At 70.2% G+C, this 15,227-nt stretch carries 12 protein-coding genes and 1 pseudogene; 11 read left to right on the top strand and 2 right to left on the bottom strand.

Annotation, left to right across the window (positions count from 1 at the left end; translation table 11 throughout):
- Nucleotides 1-239: 239 nt before the first annotated feature.
- On the bottom strand, nt 240-1,682 hold the full coding sequence (gene ppsR / locus Q0Q47_RS10550; RefSeq protein WP_293858583.1) for a transcriptional regulator PpsR: 1,443 nt from the start codon (nt 1,680-1,682) through the stop codon (nt 240-242).
- A gap of 32 nt (nt 1,683-1,714) precedes the next feature.
- A complete protein-coding gene (locus Q0Q47_RS10545; RefSeq protein ID WP_293858580.1) occupies nt 1,715-2,476 on the bottom strand; it encodes a B12-binding domain-containing protein in 762 nt (253 codons plus the stop codon).
- A gap of 382 nt (nt 2,477-2,858) precedes the next feature.
- Here Q0Q47_RS10545 and bchF point away from each other — a divergent pair, with 382 nt between their 5' ends.
- The 11 genes and pseudogenes from bchF to Q0Q47_RS10490 form a co-directional block, all read left to right on the top strand.
- Nucleotides 2,859-3,362: a 2-vinyl bacteriochlorophyllide hydratase gene (gene bchF, locus Q0Q47_RS10540; protein ID WP_293858577.1), complete on the top strand. Its 504-nt coding sequence runs from the start codon at nt 2,859-2,861 to the stop codon at nt 3,360-3,362.
- The gene (locus tag Q0Q47_RS10535; protein ID WP_293858574.1) at nt 3,359-4,645 is read left to right on the top strand and encodes a ferredoxin:protochlorophyllide reductase (ATP-dependent) subunit N; all 1,287 of its coding nucleotides are present in this window, start codon (nt 3,359-3,361) and stop codon (nt 4,643-4,645) included. Before bchF ends, Q0Q47_RS10535 begins: the two co-directional genes overlap by 4 nt.
- A 3-nt stretch (nt 4,646-4,648) precedes the next feature.
- Nucleotides 4,649-6,295, top strand: coding sequence for a ferredoxin:protochlorophyllide reductase (ATP-dependent) subunit B (gene bchB / locus Q0Q47_RS10530; protein WP_293858571.1), 1,647 nt, complete (start codon nt 4,649-4,651; stop codon nt 6,293-6,295).
- Nucleotides 6,270-10,031: a magnesium chelatase subunit H gene (locus tag Q0Q47_RS10525; protein ID WP_293858568.1), complete on the top strand. Its 3,762-nt coding sequence runs from the start codon at nt 6,270-6,272 to the stop codon at nt 10,029-10,031. The genes bchB and Q0Q47_RS10525 overlap by 26 nt, the downstream gene beginning before the upstream one ends.
- A 78-nt stretch (nt 10,032-10,109) precedes the next feature.
- Nucleotides 10,110-10,940, top strand: a complete 831-nt coding sequence (gene bchL / locus Q0Q47_RS10520) for a ferredoxin:protochlorophyllide reductase (ATP-dependent) iron-sulfur ATP-binding protein (protein WP_293858955.1) — start codon at nt 10,110-10,112, stop codon at nt 10,938-10,940.
- A gap of 12 nt (nt 10,941-10,952) precedes the next feature.
- On the top strand, nt 10,953-11,654 hold the full coding sequence (bchM, locus tag Q0Q47_RS10515; protein ID WP_293858565.1) for a magnesium protoporphyrin IX methyltransferase: 702 nt from the start codon (nt 10,953-10,955) through the stop codon (nt 11,652-11,654).
- A complete protein-coding gene (locus tag Q0Q47_RS10510) occupies nt 11,651-13,090 on the top strand; it encodes a BCD family MFS transporter (RefSeq protein WP_293858562.1) in 1,440 nt (479 codons plus the stop codon). Before bchM ends, Q0Q47_RS10510 begins: the two co-directional genes overlap by 4 nt.
- 15 nt (nt 13,091-13,105) lie before the next feature.
- The gene (gene puhA / locus Q0Q47_RS10505) at nt 13,106-13,876 is read left to right on the top strand and encodes a photosynthetic reaction center subunit H (protein ID WP_293858559.1); all 771 of its coding nucleotides are present in this window, start codon (nt 13,106-13,108) and stop codon (nt 13,874-13,876) included.
- Nucleotides 13,873-14,529: a photosynthetic complex putative assembly protein PuhB gene (gene puhB, locus Q0Q47_RS10500; protein ID WP_293858556.1), complete on the top strand. Its 657-nt coding sequence runs from the start codon at nt 13,873-13,875 to the stop codon at nt 14,527-14,529. Before puhA ends, puhB begins: the two co-directional genes overlap by 4 nt.
- Before the next feature lie 10 nt (nt 14,530-14,539).
- Nucleotides 14,540-15,019: a photosynthetic complex assembly protein PuhC gene (puhC, locus tag Q0Q47_RS10495; RefSeq protein ID WP_293858553.1), complete on the top strand. Its 480-nt coding sequence runs from the start codon at nt 14,540-14,542 to the stop codon at nt 15,017-15,019.
- Nucleotides 15,016-15,227: pseudogene (locus tag Q0Q47_RS10490) on the top strand (hypothetical protein); the annotation flags it as partial. The gene puhC and the pseudogene Q0Q47_RS10490, both read left to right, overlap by 4 nt.

Genomic DNA, 15,227 nt, shown 5'->3' with positions numbered 1-15,227 from the left:
ATCCAGAGCAGCCGCCGAAGGCGGCGTGTCGAAGGCCGCTGAATGGTCGTGGAGGTTCAGAGCCTCGACGGACCATTGTGCGCTCTTCGACACGCCCGCTCCGCGGGCTGCTCAGGATGAGGACATTGAGGATTCAGGCTCCAGAGCGCGCCCGTGCGTTCTTCGACACGGCCGCTTGCGGCCGGCTCACGACGAGGGAGATGGGGGCGATGTGGCGAAAGAACGCGCAGAGACCGCGCTCAGGCGTTCTCTTCCGGCTCGAGGTCGCCGAGGCCGTAGCGGCGCAGCTTGGAGTAGAGGCTCTGGCGGCTGAGGCCGAGCATTTCGGCCGCGGAGGCGCGGTTGTCGCGGGTGAGTTCGAGGGCCGCCTCGATGCACAGGCGCTCGATCATGTCGGTCGTCTCGCGCACGAGGTTCTTGAGCGAGACACGGCCGACGAGGTCGGTGAACTGCTCCACCGAGCGGGGCAGCTCGCGGCCGGACAGGGCGCCCATGCCCGAGCGCCAGCCGACGTTGCGCACGGTGAAGCCCATGCAGGGCTGGTCGCCCGACAGCACGGAGACGGCGGCGATCTCCACGTCTTCCTGCGAGCCGAACTCGCCGCGCAGGATCGTCGAGAACTGACGCACCGAGCCGTGCTCGCGCAGGCTGGAATACAGCACGTCGAGATCCACGCCCGGGCGTCCGAGCCAGTTCTCGAGCGGCTCGCCCCGCACCTGCTCCTCGGTGGCGAGCTGGGCCATGTCGAGAAAAGCGGCATTGGCCGTGAGCACGCGCCGCTCGGGATCCGTGACGACGAATCCTTCCGGCAGCCCCTCGATGATGCGCAGGATGTGGCCACGGCCGCGCGGAACCGCGACGTCGTCGCCCACAGCCAGCGGCGTCACGCGGACCAGGAAATGAGACGTGCTTTCCTGGCGGAAGAGCGATGCCGAGACGTTGACCTCGTCCTCGCTGCCGCCCAGGCGCGAATGCACGTCGTCGGCGCGACCGTTGATGCGCACGGCCGCCAGCAGGCTCTGGATGCCCTCGCGGCCCTCGGGGGCGAAGGCTTCCACCAGCGACTGGCCGATCACCCGCTTCATGGCGCGCGACAGCAGCCGCGTCGCGGCCGGGTTGGCGTCGACGATGCGCTGGGTGGTGGCATCGAGGATCACGATCGCTTCGGATGCCAGCTGGAACAGGAGGCGGTAGCGGGTCTCGGCGCCGCGGATGCGTGCGTATTCGCGCTCCATCGACTGCTGAGCGTCGGCCAGGCGCTGCTGGAGCGCGGCCATCGCGCGCAGGTCACGGCCCACCGCCACGACGCGACCCGTGCTGCCCAGCGGCATCACGGTGTAGCGGATCGGAATGTCGGGACCGGCCTCGACCGCGTGGTTGACCTGGCGGGGACGATGCGCCTTCCCGGCGGCGGCCTCGCGCAGCATGTCCTCGATCTTGGGGCGGCTCTCGACCGTGACCGTGTCCAGCCAGGGACGTCCGACCCAGGCGTCGAACCCCTCGCGGGCGAGCTCCGGAATGCCGAAGGCGACGTCGCGCACGACCCCTTCCTTGTCGATCACGAGAGAGATGTCGGCCGCGGCCGCAATCAGCGCAGCTGCCGTTCCCACTCCAAGATCGCCCAAGGACTCTTCCGGCGCGGTGAAGGCTTTCGCCGCGACGTTGGGGGCCAGAATCTCCATCGAATGCGAGCTTCCAGTTGCGCTGCGTTCTTTCAGCAGGCTCTCGCCCGCAAATCAAGCAGGCTTTGTGCCATGAGAACTCCGGTCGGCCCGTCGGGAGCCGACGCGTCTGCTCCGATCAGGACGGCCAATTCGGGCTTCTCAACGAAGATCTGACCACCAACGAGAATGCCGACTGCCGGGTTGCGTGACACGCGCCGGACACGGCGAATGGCTGCCGACAGGGCATCGACGCGGGTTTCGCAGCTGACCGAGAAGCCGACGACCGCAACCGACTGGCGCCGGACGATTCGCATCACGTCCTGCGCGATGCCGGGCGCGTGATGCACGGCCCATCCCGCCTTGCGGAAGTACGAGCCCACCATCGAGAGACCGAAGGTGTGCTTCTCGCCGGGCGCCGGGGCGAGCACGATCCAGCGGTCGTCCTGCGTGGGCGCACGATCGGGAATGGTGCCGCTCGCCATGTCGTGCAGGATCTGCTGCAGGCGAGAGAGGCCCACCGTCACGTCCACGAAATCGGCCTTGTCGGCGGACCAGAGGTCGCCCAGGTGCCGCGCCGCCGGGGCGAGGAGGTTCATGTAGAGCTGCTCGGCCGACCAGCCGGCCGCGCGCAGCCGCTGCACGCTGTCCCATGCAAGCCCCGCATCCGAACTCATGGTCATGGCGGCGAAGGCGTCGACCTCCGGCGCGGGCGCCGGCACGGCTCCCGGCCTTCCAACGGGCTCGACACAGTGGGCGAGCATGAGGCGCGGAATGATCTCGGCCTCGATCACGGCTCCGAGCCGCTCACGCACGAGATCCGCGGGCTCCGAACCGCCCGGACCAAAGCCATGGCTCAGTCCGGACTGTGGAGAACTTGAATCGACGGAGGGCCAGCAAGCGCCGGAACCTCCATCTCGGAAATTCTCCATGGGCCCCTCCTTCCCACAGGGTCCTGGGTGCCTTCTTCGGCTTGCGCGAAAAGACGGCCCTGCGACGAGGATCCAGGACACGAGCATAGGCCATGCGCACCCCCATTGATAGGGGAAGCTTGGCAACATCAAACCGCAATTCCGGCCGAGTGTAAATACGAAATGACGTCAAGTTTGATTGACACTTTGGTCCGCCGGGCACTAGTCTCATGGACGTTGGCGACAGGCGGGCCACTGCCTGCGCCGCGCCGGGAGGCGGGGGAAAATGGCCGGTTCTACGCATGCTCAAGGCATGCCGCTCTACACGCCGGATGAACGGCGGCGGCGCGACCAGTCGCCCTGGACTCTCGTCCAGGGGATCCTGGCGCCCATCCAGTTCCTCGTGTTCCTCGCGAGCCTGGCGCTCGTGCTGCGCTGGCTGATGACCGGCGAGGGCCTCTGGCTCGCCACCACCTCCGTCATCGTCAAGACCGTGACGCTCTACGCGATCATGATCACCGGCTCGATCTGGGAGAAGGAGGTCTTCGGGATCTGGTTGTTCGCGCGCCCGTTCTTCTGGGAAGACGTGTTCAGCATGCTCGTGCTGGCGCTGCACACCGCCTATCTCGGTGCCGTCGCCTTTGGCTGGCTCGACGCCCGCGGCCAGATGCTCCTCGCGCTCGCCGCCTATGCCACCTACGTGATCAACGCCACGCAATTCGTGCTGAAACTGCGGGCCGCCCGCCTCAGCGCTCCTGTTCCCCTGTCGGACATGGAGCCGGCCCGATGAACGCCCCCGTTCCGAACGTCCCCCAGAGCCAAGGCTGCACGAACGCGCCCGTGCTCGTCGAGCGCGGCCAGCGCGAGGTGTTCTGCGGCCTGACGGGAATCGTCTGGTTGCACCGCAAGATCCAGGACGCCTTCTTCCTGGTGGTGGGCTCGCGCACCTGCGCGCATCTCATCCAGTCCGCCGCCGGCGTGATGATCTTCGCGGAGCCGCGCTTCGGCACCGCCATCATCGACGAGCGCGATCTCGCCGGCCTCGCCGACATCGACGAGGAACTCGACCGCGTGGTGGGCCGCCTCCTGGAGCGCCGCCCCGACATCCGCCTGCTCTTCCTGGTGGGCTCCTGCCCGTCGGAGGTCATCAAGCTCGACCTGCCGCGGGCCGCGCAGCGCCTCTCGCGCCGCGTCGATCCTCGCGTGCGCGTGCTGAGCTACTCGGGCAGCGGCATCGAGACCACCTTCACGCAGGGCGAGGACGCCTGCCTCGCCTCGCTGGTGCCGACGCTGCCGGCCGCTTCCGCGCAAGCCCCCGCCTCCCTGCTCGTCGTCGGCGCTCTCGCCGACGTGGTCGAGGACCAGTTCGCGCGGCTCTTCGCGGCCATGGGAATCGCCGACGTGCGCTTCCTGCCGATGCGCCGGGCCGACGCTCTGCCGCCGGTGGGGCCCAACACCCGCTATCTCCTCGCCCAGCCCTTCCTCGGCGACACCGCGCGCTGCCTCGAGGAACGGGGCGCGAAGCGAATCGCCGCGCCCTTCCCGCTCGGCGCCGAGGGCACGACTGCGTGGCTGCAGGCCGCGGCCGATGCCTTCGACGTCGACCAGGAGCTCTTCGACAAGGCCACGGCCGCCGGCCAGGAGCGCGCCCGCACCGCCACCGCCCGCCACCGCGAGCGTCTGTCGGGCCGCAGCGTCTTCTTCTTCCCCGATTCGCAGCTCGAGATTCCGCTGGCCCGGTTCCTCGCCAACGAACTCGGCATGAGGCTGGCCGAGGTGGGCACGCCCTACCTGCACCGCCAGCATCTCGCCCAGGAGCTGGCGCTGCTGCCGGCCGGCACGATGCTGAGCGAGGGCCAGCACGTCGACAACCAGCTCGACCGGTGCCGCCAGGCCCAGCCCGACATCGCGGTCTGCGGGCTCGGCCTCGCCAATCCGCTGGAGGCGGAAGGCATCACGACGAAGTGGTCCATCGAGCTCCTGTTCACCCCCATCCAGGGCTACGACCAGGCCGGCGACCTCGCCGAACTGTTCGCCCGGCCGCTGGTGCGGCGGACCAGGCTGGAGGTCTGAACCATGCAGCTCACCGTCTGGACCTACGAAGGACCGCCCCATGTGGGGGCCATGCGTGTCGCCACCGCCATGCAGGGCCTGCACTACGTGCTGCATGCGCCCCAGGGCGACACCTACGCCGACCTGCTGTTCACGATGATCGAGCGCCGCTCCAAGCGGCCGCCGGTGACCTACACCACGTTCCAGGCGCGCGACCTCGGCGGCGACACCGCCGAGCTCTTCAAGAACGCGGCCCGCGAAGCCTATGAGCGCTTCCAGCCGCAGGCGATGATCGTCGGCGCCTCGTGCACCGCCGAGCTCATCCAGGACGATCCCGGCGGTCTCGCCCAGGCGCTCAACCTGCCGATTCCGGTGATCCCGCTCGAGCTCCCCTCCTACCAGAAGAAGGAGAACTGGGGCGCGGCCGAGACCTTCTACCGGATCGTCCGCACGCTCGCCCGCGCGCCCTCTCAGGACGAGCCGCGCGAGCCGGGCCGCCGCCCGCGCTGCAACCTGCTCGGCCCGACGGCGCTCGGCTTCCGGCACCGCGACGACATCCGCGAGATCACCGGCCTGCTGGCCCGGCTCGGCATCGACGTCGCCGTCACGGCGCCGATGGGCGCCACGCCCGCCGACATCGCCCGCCTGCCCGAAGCCGACTTCAACGTCGTGCTCTATCCCGAGATCGCCGGTACTGCGGCGACCTGGCTGGAGCGCACCTTCAAGCAGCCCACCGTGCGCACCGTTCCGATCGGCGTCGGCGCCACCCGCGCCTTCATCGAGGAGGTGGCGAAGATCGCCGGCGTCGACCCGGCCCCCGTGCTGGCCGACGCGACGTCGCGCCTGCCCTGGTATTCGCGCTCGGTCGACTCGACCTACCTCACGGGCAAGCGCGTCTTCATCTTCGGCGACGCCACCCATGCCCTGGCGGCGGCCCGGATCGCCTCCCAGGAGCTCGGCTTCAACGTCGTCGGGCTCGGCACCTACAGCCGCGAGTTCGCCCGCGAGGTTCGCGAGGCGGCTGCGGGCCTCGGCCTGGATCCGCTGATCACGGACGACTACCTGGAGGTCGAGGCCCGCATCTCCGCGCTACAGCCCGAGCTGGTGCTCGGCACGCAGATGGAGCGGCACATCGCCAAGCGGCTCGGCGTGCCCTGCGCGGTCATCTCGGCGCCGGTCCACGTGCAGGACTTCCCGGCCCGCACCTCGCCCCAGATGGGGTTCGAGGGCGCCAACGTCATCTTCGACACCTGGGTCCATCCGCTGATGATGGGCCTCGAAGAGCACCTCCTCGCGATGTTCCGCGAGGACAGCGAATTCCACGACGACGCCGCGCCTTCCCACCTCGGACACGCCGTGCCGGCGCGTGCCTCCGAGGCGCCGTCGACCACGGACCTTGCGGCGGGAGCTCAAACTCCCCTGTCCCCGGCTCCCGCCGCCTTTCTCGATCCCGCACCAGCCGCAGCAGCACCCGTTCCTGCCGTGCCTCCCACCCCCGGGCAGCCCATCATCGTCAACTGGGCCGCCGATGCCGAAAAGGAACTGAAGAAGATCCCGTTCTTCGTGCGGGGCAAGGCTCGCAACAACACGGAACGCTTCGCGCGCGAGCGCGGCGTCGCCCTGATCACCGTCGAGACGCTCTACGATGCCAAAGCCCACTTCGGCCGGTAACGCGATCCCCGTGCGTGTCGTGATCGTGACGATGGACACCCATCTCGCGAGCGCGACGGAGCGCGCGGCGCGCATGCTGCGCCAGGAGTGCCCCGGGCTCACGGTGACGCTGCACGCCGCCTCGGAGTGGAGCGCCGATCCGGTGGGCCTGTCGCGCTGTCGCGACGACATCGCCCGGGCCGACATCGTGATCAACGCGATGCTGTTCATGGAGGACCATTTCGACGCCGTGCTGCCGGACCTGGCGGCGCGTCGCGGCGGATGCGACGCCATGCTGAGCCTGCTGTCGGCCAGCGAGGTGATGAAGCTCACCCGCGCCGGCCGCTTCACCATGGACGGCAGCGGCGGCGGCGCCCTGTCCTTCCTCAAGCGCCTGCGCGGCAACGGCAAGGACCGCAACGCCAGCGCCGGCGCCAAGCAGATGAAGATGCTGAAGCGCCTGCCGCAGATCCTGCGCTTCATCCCCGGCACGGCCCAGGACGTGCGGGTGTATTTCCTGGCCCTGCAGTACTGGCTCGCCGGATCCGACGAGAACATCGCCAACATGATCCGCATGCTGGTCGACCGCTACGCGGACGGCCCGCGGCGCGCGCTGCGCGGCACGCTCAAGGCCGCCGCGCCGGTCTCCTATCCGGACGTCGGCGTCTATCACCCGCGCATGAAGGGCCGCATCGCCGAGAAGGCGTCGGCTCTGCCGGCCGGCGGCAAGCGCGGGACGGTCGGCGTGCTGGGCCTGCGGTCCTACATGCTGGCCGGCAACGCGGCGCACTACGACGGCGTGATCGAGGCGCTCGAGAAGCGCGGCCTCACCGTCGTCCCGGCCTTCTCGAGCGGCCTCGACAGCCGCCCGGCCATCGAGCAGTTCTTCCGCCGCGACGGCCGCACCACGGTGGACGCGCTCGTGTCCCTCACAGGCTTCTCGCTGGTCGGCGGCCCGGCCTACAACGACGCCGCCGCCGCCGCCGACGTGCTGGCCGCGCTCGACGTTCCCTACGTGGCGGCCCATCCCGCCGAGCTGCAGACGCTCGAGCAGTGGGGCGCCTCGGACCGTGGGCTCCTGCCCGTCGAATCCACCATCATGGTGGCCATCCCCGAGCTCGACGGCGCCACCGGCCCGATGGTCTTCGGCGGCCGCTCCGACAAGGCGGGCCAGGCCTGCACCGGCTGCCACCGCGGCTGCGTCTTCGAGGCCGGCATCGGCGACCGCGACATGCAGCCCTGCGCCGATCGCGCCGAGATGCTGGCCGCGCGCGTCGACCGTCTCGTCACGCTGCGCCGGACCCGCCAGGCCGAGCGGCGCCTCGGCGTCGTGCTGTTCAACTTCCCGCCCAACGGCGGCAACACCGGCACCGCCGCCTATCTCTCGGTCTTCGAATCGCTGATGCGCACGCTGACCGCGCTGAAGGCGGAGGGCTACACGGTCGACCTGCCGGCGTCCGTCGACGAGCTGCGCGAGCGCATCATCAACGGCAACCGCGAGCGCTACGGCGCCCATGCCAACGTGCACGCGCGCATCTCCGCCGACGACCACGTCCGCCGCGAGCCCTGGCTCAAGGAAATCGAGACGGCCTGGGGTCCCGCACCCGGCCGGCACCAGAGCGACGGCTCGTCGATCTTCGTGCTCGGCGCCCAGTTCGGGAACGTCTTCGTCGGCGTGCAGCCGGCCTTCGGCTACGAGGGCGACCCGATGAGGCTCCTCTTCGAGAAGAGCTTCGCGCCGACCCATGCCTTCACGGCGTTCTACCGCTGGATGCGCGAGGACTTCGGCGCGCACGCGGTGCTGCATTTCGGCACGCACGGCGCGCTCGAGTTCATGCCCGGCAAGCAGGCCGGCCTCTCGGGCCGCGACTGGCCCGACCGGCTGATCGGCGACCTGCCGAACATCTACCTCTACGCGGGCAACAACCCCTCGGAAGGCGCGATCGCCAAGCGCCGGGCCGCCGCGACGCTCGTCAGCTACCTGACGCCGCCGATCGCGCATGCGGGCCTCTACCGCGGCCTGATCGACCTCAAGGCCTCGATCGAACGCTGGCGCGGCCTCGACCCGCAGGCCGACGGCGAGCGCCACGACCTCGCCGGGCTGATCCAGGCCCAGGCCGCCGTCGTCGATCTCGCCGCCGCCGAGCCGGCCTGGGGCGAGGACGCCGCCGGCCACATCGCCGCCCTCGGCCACGCGGTCCTGGAGCTGGAATACACCCTCATCCCGCACGGCCTGCACGTGGTCGGCGAGGCGCTCTCCGCACCGCAGCGCGCCGACATGCTGGAGGCGATGGCGACCTCCACGATGCCGAGCCCGCTGCCGCGCGCCGCCTACGACGCCATCGTCGCCGGAGCCAGCCCCGAGGCCGCACTGGCCGCGGCCGGACTGCCGGTCGATCCGGCGCAGCGCGACGCGCTCGCCAGGCTCGCCTCCTCCGACCGGCTGATGGCCAAGGACCACGAGCTGCCCGCGCTGATGCGGGCGCTCGATGCGCGCTTCATCGCCCCCGCGCCCGGCGGCGACGTGCTGCGCACGCCCGAGGTGCTGCCGACCGGCCGCAACCTGCACGGCTTCGATCCCTTCCGGATCCCCAGCGCCTACGCGATGCGCGACGGCGCCCGCCAGGCCGAGCGGATGCTGGAGCGCCATGCCGCAGACGGCCATGCGATGCCGGAGACGGTCGCCCTGGTGCTGTGGGGAACCGACAACCTGAAGAACGAGGGCGGACCGATCGCCCAGGCCCTCGCGCTGCTCGGCGCGAAGCCGCGCTTCGACAGCTACGGCCGCCTCGCCGGGGCGACGCTGATCCCGCTCGAGGAGCTCGGCCGGCCGCGCGTCGACGTGCTGATCACCCTGTCGGGCATCTTCCGCGACCTGCTGCCCCTGCAGGTCCGGCTGCTCGCCGAAGCCTGCCACGCGGCGGCCGCGGCCGACGAGCCGGTCGAGATGAACTTCGTCCGCAAGCATGCGCTGGCGACGATGGCCGAGCAGGGCTGCGACCTCGCCACCGCGGCGCTGCGCGTCTTCGGCAATGCCGACGGCGCCTATGGCTCGAACGTCAACCACATCGTCGAGAACAGCCGCTGGGACGACGAGGACGAGCTGGCCGAGGTCTACACCCGCCGCAAGAACTTCGCCTATGCCCGCGACGGCAAGCCCGTGCAGCAGCATGCGCTGCTGCAGTCGCTGCTGGCGCGCGTCGACCTCGCCTACCAGAACCTGGACAGCGTCGAGCTCGGCGTCACCACCATCAGCCACTACTTCGACACGCTGGGCGGCATCAGCCGCGCCGCGCGTCGCGCCCGGGGCGGCACGGCGGCGCCGGTCTACATCGGCGACCAGACGCGCGGCGAAGGCGTGGTCCGCTCGCTGGGCGAACAGGTGGCGCTGGAGACCCGCACCCGCATGCTGAACCCCAAGTGGTACGAGGGCATGCTCAGCCACGGCTACGAGGGCGTGCGGCAGATCGAGGAACACGTCCTCAACACCATGGGCTGGTCGGCCACCACGGGCGAGGTCGCGCCGTGGGTCTACCAGCAGCTCACCCAAACCTTCGTGCTGGACGATGCGATGCGGGAGCGCCTGGCGGCGCTGAACCCGACCGCGTCCGCAAGGCTCGCCAACCGCCTGATCGAGGCCCACGAGCGTCACTACTGGACGCCCGACGAGGCCACGCTCGAAGCGCTGCGGCAAGCCAGCGAAGACCTCGAAGATCGCCTCGAAGGCGTCGGCTCGTCCGTCGCCGTGGCCGCATAGGAGTTCGCCCCCGTGAACGCCCACTCCCTTCCCATTCGCAAGCGTGTCCCGGACGGTGACGGCAGCGTGCAGGTCCACATGGACCCGACGCTGAAGATCGGCAACGCCAAGGTCTTCGCCGTCTACGGCAAGGGCGGCATCGGCAAGAGCACGACGTCGTCGAACCTCTCGGTCGCCTTTTCCAAGCTCGGCAAGCGCGTGCTGCAGATCGGCTGCGATCCCAAGCACGACTCGACCTTCACCCTCACCAAGCGCCTCGTGCCGACGGTGATCGACGCGCTCGAGGGCGTCGGCTTCCACTCCGAGGAGCTGCGCGTCGAGGACTTCGTCTGCGAGGGCTACAACGGCGTGATGTGCGTGGAGGCGGGCGGACCGCCGGCCGGCACGGGCTGCGGCGGCTACGTCGTCGGCCAGACGGTGAAGCTGCTCAAGGAGCACCACCTCCTCGAGGACACCGACGTCGTGATCTTCGACGTGCTGGGCGACGTGGTGTGCGGCGGCTTCGCGGCCCCGCTCCAGCACGCCGACCGGGCCCTGATCGTGACGGCGAACGACTTCGACTCGATCTTCGCGATGAACCGCATCGTGGCGGCCATCAAGTCGAAGTCGAAGAACTACAATGTGCGGCTCGGCGGGGTCATCGCCAACCGCAGCGCCAAGACGGACGAGATCGACCGCTTCAACGCGGCGACCGGCCTGCAGCGCGTGGCCCACTTCCAGGACCTCGACGTCGTGCGCCGCAGCCGGCTCAAGAAGTCGACCCTGTTCGAGATGGACGACAGCCCTGAGCTGCAGATGGTCCTCGCCGAGTACATGCAGCTCGCCGAGAAGCTCTGGCAGGGCATCGACGAAGTCGACGCCTCGCCCATGAAGGACCGCGATCTCTTCGAATTCCTCGGCTTCGACTGAGGGGGAGACAGCATGCCCACCGCCACATACAGCCGTCGCCGCGGTCAGCTCGAGACCTACTTCGACCGCACCGCCGTGGATGCCTGGAAGCGCCTGACCTCCGACGCGCCGGTGGGCCGCATCCGTGCCACGGTGCGGGCCGGCCGCGACCGCATGCGCGGCACCTTGCTCGACTGGCTGCCGGCCGATCTCCACGGCAGGCGCATCCTCGACGCGGGCTGCGGCACCGGAGCGCTGGCCGTGGAGGCTGCGCGGCGCGGCGCCCACGTGGTGGCGATCGACCTGTCGCCGACGCTCGTGGGCCTGGCCCGCGACCGCGCCCAGGACGACCCCGCCACGCGCACCATCGACTTCCGCGTCGGCGACATGTTCGACCAGGCGCTCGGCGAGTTCGACCATGTGGTCGCGATGGACTCGCTCATCCACTACAAGGCCACCGACGTGGTGCGGGTGCTCGACGGCTTCGCCAGGCGCAGCCGCCACTCGATGCTCTTCACCTTCGCGCCCCGCTCTCCGGCCCTGATGCTGTTCTGGCTCGCCGGCAAGGCGTTCCCGCGCAGCGACCGGTCTCCCGCCATCGAGCCGATCGCCGAGGACGCCCTGCGCCGCGCCATCGCGCGCGATCCGGGCCTCGCCGCGTGGGGCTGCGGGCGCACGCTGCGCGTGGCCAGCGGCTTCTACACCTCGCAGGCGATGGAGCTCGTCCATCGATGAAAATCCCCGGCCGCAAGCTCACCAACACCTGGATCTCGCTGGGGCCGCAGTTCCTGCCCTTCGCCGACGCCGCCACGCCCGAGCTGCCGCTCGGGCGCCTGCTGCGGCTGTCGCTGTTCCAGGTGACGGTGGGCATGGCCGCCGTGCTGGTCATCGGCACGCTCAACCGGGTGATGATCGTCGAGCTCGGCGTCCCGGCCTGGATCGTCGCGGTGATGGTGTCGCTGCCGCTGTTCTTCGCGCCGCTGCGGGCCATGATCGGCCATCGCTCCGACACTTATCGCTCGGTGCTGGGCTGGCGACGTGTGCCGTTCATCTGGTTCGGCACCATGCTGCAGTTCGGCGGCCTGGCGATCATGCCGTTCGCCCTGATCCTCCTGTCGGGTGACGTCACCACCGGCCCCTCCTGGGTCGGCCAGCCGGCGGCCGCGCTCGCCTTCCTCCTCGTCGGCGCCGGCCTCCACACGGTGCAGACCGTGGGCCTGACGCTCGCCACCGATCTCGCCCCCGCCCATGCCCGGCCCAAGGTCGTCGCCCTGCTCTGCGTCATGCTGCTGGTCGGCATGGTGGGCAGCGCCGTGGTCTTCGGCGCCCTGCTGGCGCATTTCAGCCAGCTGCGCCTCATCCAGGTGATCCAGGGCGCGGCCGTCGTGACGCTGCTGGTGAACATCTTCGCGCTCTGGAAGCAGGAGCCGCGCAATCCCTCGCTCACCCGCGCCGATCTCGCCCGGCCGCGCTTCTCGCAGGCCTGGGCCGCGTTCATGCGCGGGCCCCATGCACGCCGGCGCCTGCTGGCCACGGGCATCGGCACGGCCGCCTTCAGCATGCAGGACATCCTGCTCGAGCCCTATGGCGGACAGATCCTGAAGCTTTCGGTCAGCCAGACGACCGCGCTCACCGCGGCGCTCGCCGCGGGCGGCATCGTCGGCCTGATGCTCGCGGCACGCCGGCTCAACAACGGCGCCGATCCGCACCGCGTGGCGGCGCTCGGCGTGCTGGCGGGCATCGCCGCCTTCTCGGCGGTGATCTTCGCCGCGCCGCTCTCCTCCGGTCCGCTCTTCGCCGCCGGCGTGACGCTGATCGGCTTCGGTGCCGGCCTGTTCGGCCACGGCACGCTGACCGGCACCATGGCGGCGGCGCGCGACAGCGGCGAAAGCGGCCTGGCGCTGGGCGCCTGGGGCGCGGCGCAGGCCACCGCCGCCGGCATCGCCATCGCGGCGGGCGGCGTGCTGCGCGACGTGATCGCGGAACGCGGCTCCAGCGGCGCGCTGGGCGAGGTCATGGCCGACCCGTCGGTGCCCTACTCGGTCGTCTACCACATCGAAATCCTGGTCCTCTTCGTCGCCCTGGTGGCGCTGGGACCGCTCGTACGCAGGCGGCGCGATGCCGCCGATCACAAGTCTTCGAATCTCGGCCTCGCCGGGATCACGGGTTGAACGCAGGAGAGCCCCATGCTGAGAGGCGCATTGACCCAGAACATCGACGTGGCCCAGGTGGTGCTGTACGCCTTCTGGGTCTTCTTCGCGGGGCTGATCTTCTACATTCGCCAGGAAGATCGCCGCGAGGGCTACCCGCTCGAGAACGACAAGACCGGCAAGGTCGGCATCTGGGGCTGGCCCTTCATTCCCGACGCGAAGACCTTCCTGCTCGCCCACGGCCAGGGCAGCGTGAGCGTGCCCAACGACAAGCGCGACACGCGGCCGATCAAGGCCAAGAAGATCGCTCCCTTCGCCGGCGCGCCGCTGGAGCCCACGGGCAATCCGCTGGCCGACGGCGTCGGACCGGCCTCGTGGGCCGAGCGCGCCGACCGGGCGGACCTCAACCTGCACGGCAATCCGCGCATCGTCCCCATCAGCTCGCTCGAGGGCTGGGTGGTCGATCCGCATGATCCCGACCCGCGCGGCTACCGGGTGATGGGCTGCGACCGCAAGTCGGCCGGCACGATCTCCGACATCTGGGTCGACACGTCCGAGCACACGGTCCGCTACCTCGAGGTGTCGGTGACCAACGGGCCGAAGGTCCTGCTGCCCATCACCTTCACGCTGGTCAACGGCGACCGCGGGCACGTCTACGTCCATGCCCTGAAGTCGACGCACTTCGCCGGCGTGCCGCAGACGAAGAACCCGGCGCAGGTGACCCTGCAGGAAGAGGACAAGATCACCGGCTACTACGGCGGCGGCATGCTGTACGCCACCCGTGAGCGCGCGGAGCCGATCCTGTGAGCAGCGAATACGACGTCGAGCCGGTCGCCGGCCTGCCGGCTCTCCCGCCCCGGGGAGAGCACGTCCTGTGGCGCGGCGCGCCGGATGCGCGCAGCGTGGCGCTGCGCGCCTTCCACCTGCGCGGCATCGCGATCTATTTCGGCGTCCTGGCGGTCTGGCGCGTCATGGGCATCCTCTATGACGGCGGCTCCCTGGCCGACGCGGCCGCGGCCGTCGCCACCTTCGCGGTGCTGGCCGCCGGCGCCCTGTCGCTCCTGGCGCTGATCGCCTGGGGCGTGGCGCGGACCACGGTCTACACGATCACGAACCGGCGCGTCGTGATGCGCATCGGCATCGCCCTGCCCGTCACGTTCAACCTGCCCTACACGCAGATCGACGGCGCCGCCCTGCGGCCCTACGAGGACGGCACGGGCGACATTCCGCTGCAGCTGCGCGATGGCACGCGCCTCGCCTATTTCGTGCTCTGGCCCCACGCCAGGCCGTGGCGCTTCTCGCGTCCCGAACCGATGCTGCGCGCGGTGCCCAACGCCGCCGCGACGGCCCAGCTCCTGAGCGAGGCCCTGGCGGCGTCGCTCACGGGGCCGCAGGCCGGTGCCGTGTCGTCGTCCGCTCCGGCGGCCCCCCTGGGGCGCCCCGCGCTCGCGGCGGGCTGAGGAGGGATCGATGGCTCACGGCACCTTCGCGAAGGCGGACATGCGCCGGGGAAAGACCTTCCCCAAGCCGCTGCTGATCGGCATGGGCCTGATGGTCGTCTTCAGCATCGTCGCCGCCGCCTTCGGCCGCATGACCGACATCGGGACGCTGCACAACCCGACCACCGCGCCGGTGTCAATCCGCGACATCAGCTACTTGCGCGCCGATGACGACACGATCACGATCGTGGACGCACGCTCCGGCGAGGCCATCAAGATCCTCGCCCCGGAAGAGGGCGGATTCCTGCGCGGCTCGCTGCGCGGCATCGATCGCGACCGCAAGCTGCGCGGCATCGGGCTCGATCAACCTTGGCGCCTGATCCTCTGGGAGGACGGGGCCCTCACGCTGTCGGACACCGTGACCGGACAGCGGATCAACCTCAACGGATTTGGTGCAACCAATGCCGCGGCCTTCGCCGCGTTGCTCGACACCAGGAGAGCGGGACGATGAGCTGGCTCAACCCCCTGTCACGCAAGACCGAGCAGGTTCCCTGCATCATCGAAGTGGAGAACACGTTCGAGAGCCTTCACGCCCACGTGAAGCTCGAAGGCGGCGTCACCATCAACCCCGGCGACGAGGTGCTGGTGCACGGCGCGCCCGTGGAGGTGCCCTACGGCGAGAAGCGCACCTTCTCCCGCATGGCCACCATCGAGCGCGC

It is taken from the genome of uncultured Alsobacter sp., assembly GCF_945952055.1.
In the GTDB taxonomy this organism is placed as follows: Bacteria; Pseudomonadota; Alphaproteobacteria; order Rhizobiales; family Beijerinckiaceae; genus Alsobacter.
This window is presented reverse-complemented; position numbering and strand designations above follow the sequence as displayed.

Coding starts and splice junctions, on each gene's coding strand:
- ppsR (WP_293858583.1), bottom strand. CDS start 1,682: ATGGAGATTCTGGCCCCCAACGTCGCGGCGAAAGCCTTCACCGCGCCG.
- bchF (WP_293858577.1), top strand. CDS start 2,859: ATGGCCGGTTCTACGCATGCTCAAGGCATGCCGCTCTACACGCCGGAT.
- Q0Q47_RS10535 (WP_293858574.1), top strand. CDS start 3,359: ATGAACGCCCCCGTTCCGAACGTCCCCCAGAGCCAAGGCTGCACGAAC.
- bchB (WP_293858571.1), top strand. CDS start 4,649: ATGCAGCTCACCGTCTGGACCTACGAAGGACCGCCCCATGTGGGGGCC.
- Q0Q47_RS10525 (WP_293858568.1), top strand. CDS start 6,270: ATGCCAAAGCCCACTTCGGCCGGTAACGCGATCCCCGTGCGTGTCGTG.
- bchL (WP_293858955.1), top strand. CDS start 10,110: ATGGACCCGACGCTGAAGATCGGCAACGCCAAGGTCTTCGCCGTCTAC.
- bchM (WP_293858565.1), top strand. CDS start 10,953: ATGCCCACCGCCACATACAGCCGTCGCCGCGGTCAGCTCGAGACCTAC.
- Q0Q47_RS10510 (WP_293858562.1), top strand. CDS start 11,651: ATGAAAATCCCCGGCCGCAAGCTCACCAACACCTGGATCTCGCTGGGG.
- puhA (WP_293858559.1), top strand. CDS start 13,106: ATGCTGAGAGGCGCATTGACCCAGAACATCGACGTGGCCCAGGTGGTG.
- puhC (WP_293858553.1), top strand. CDS start 14,540: ATGGCTCACGGCACCTTCGCGAAGGCGGACATGCGCCGGGGAAAGACC.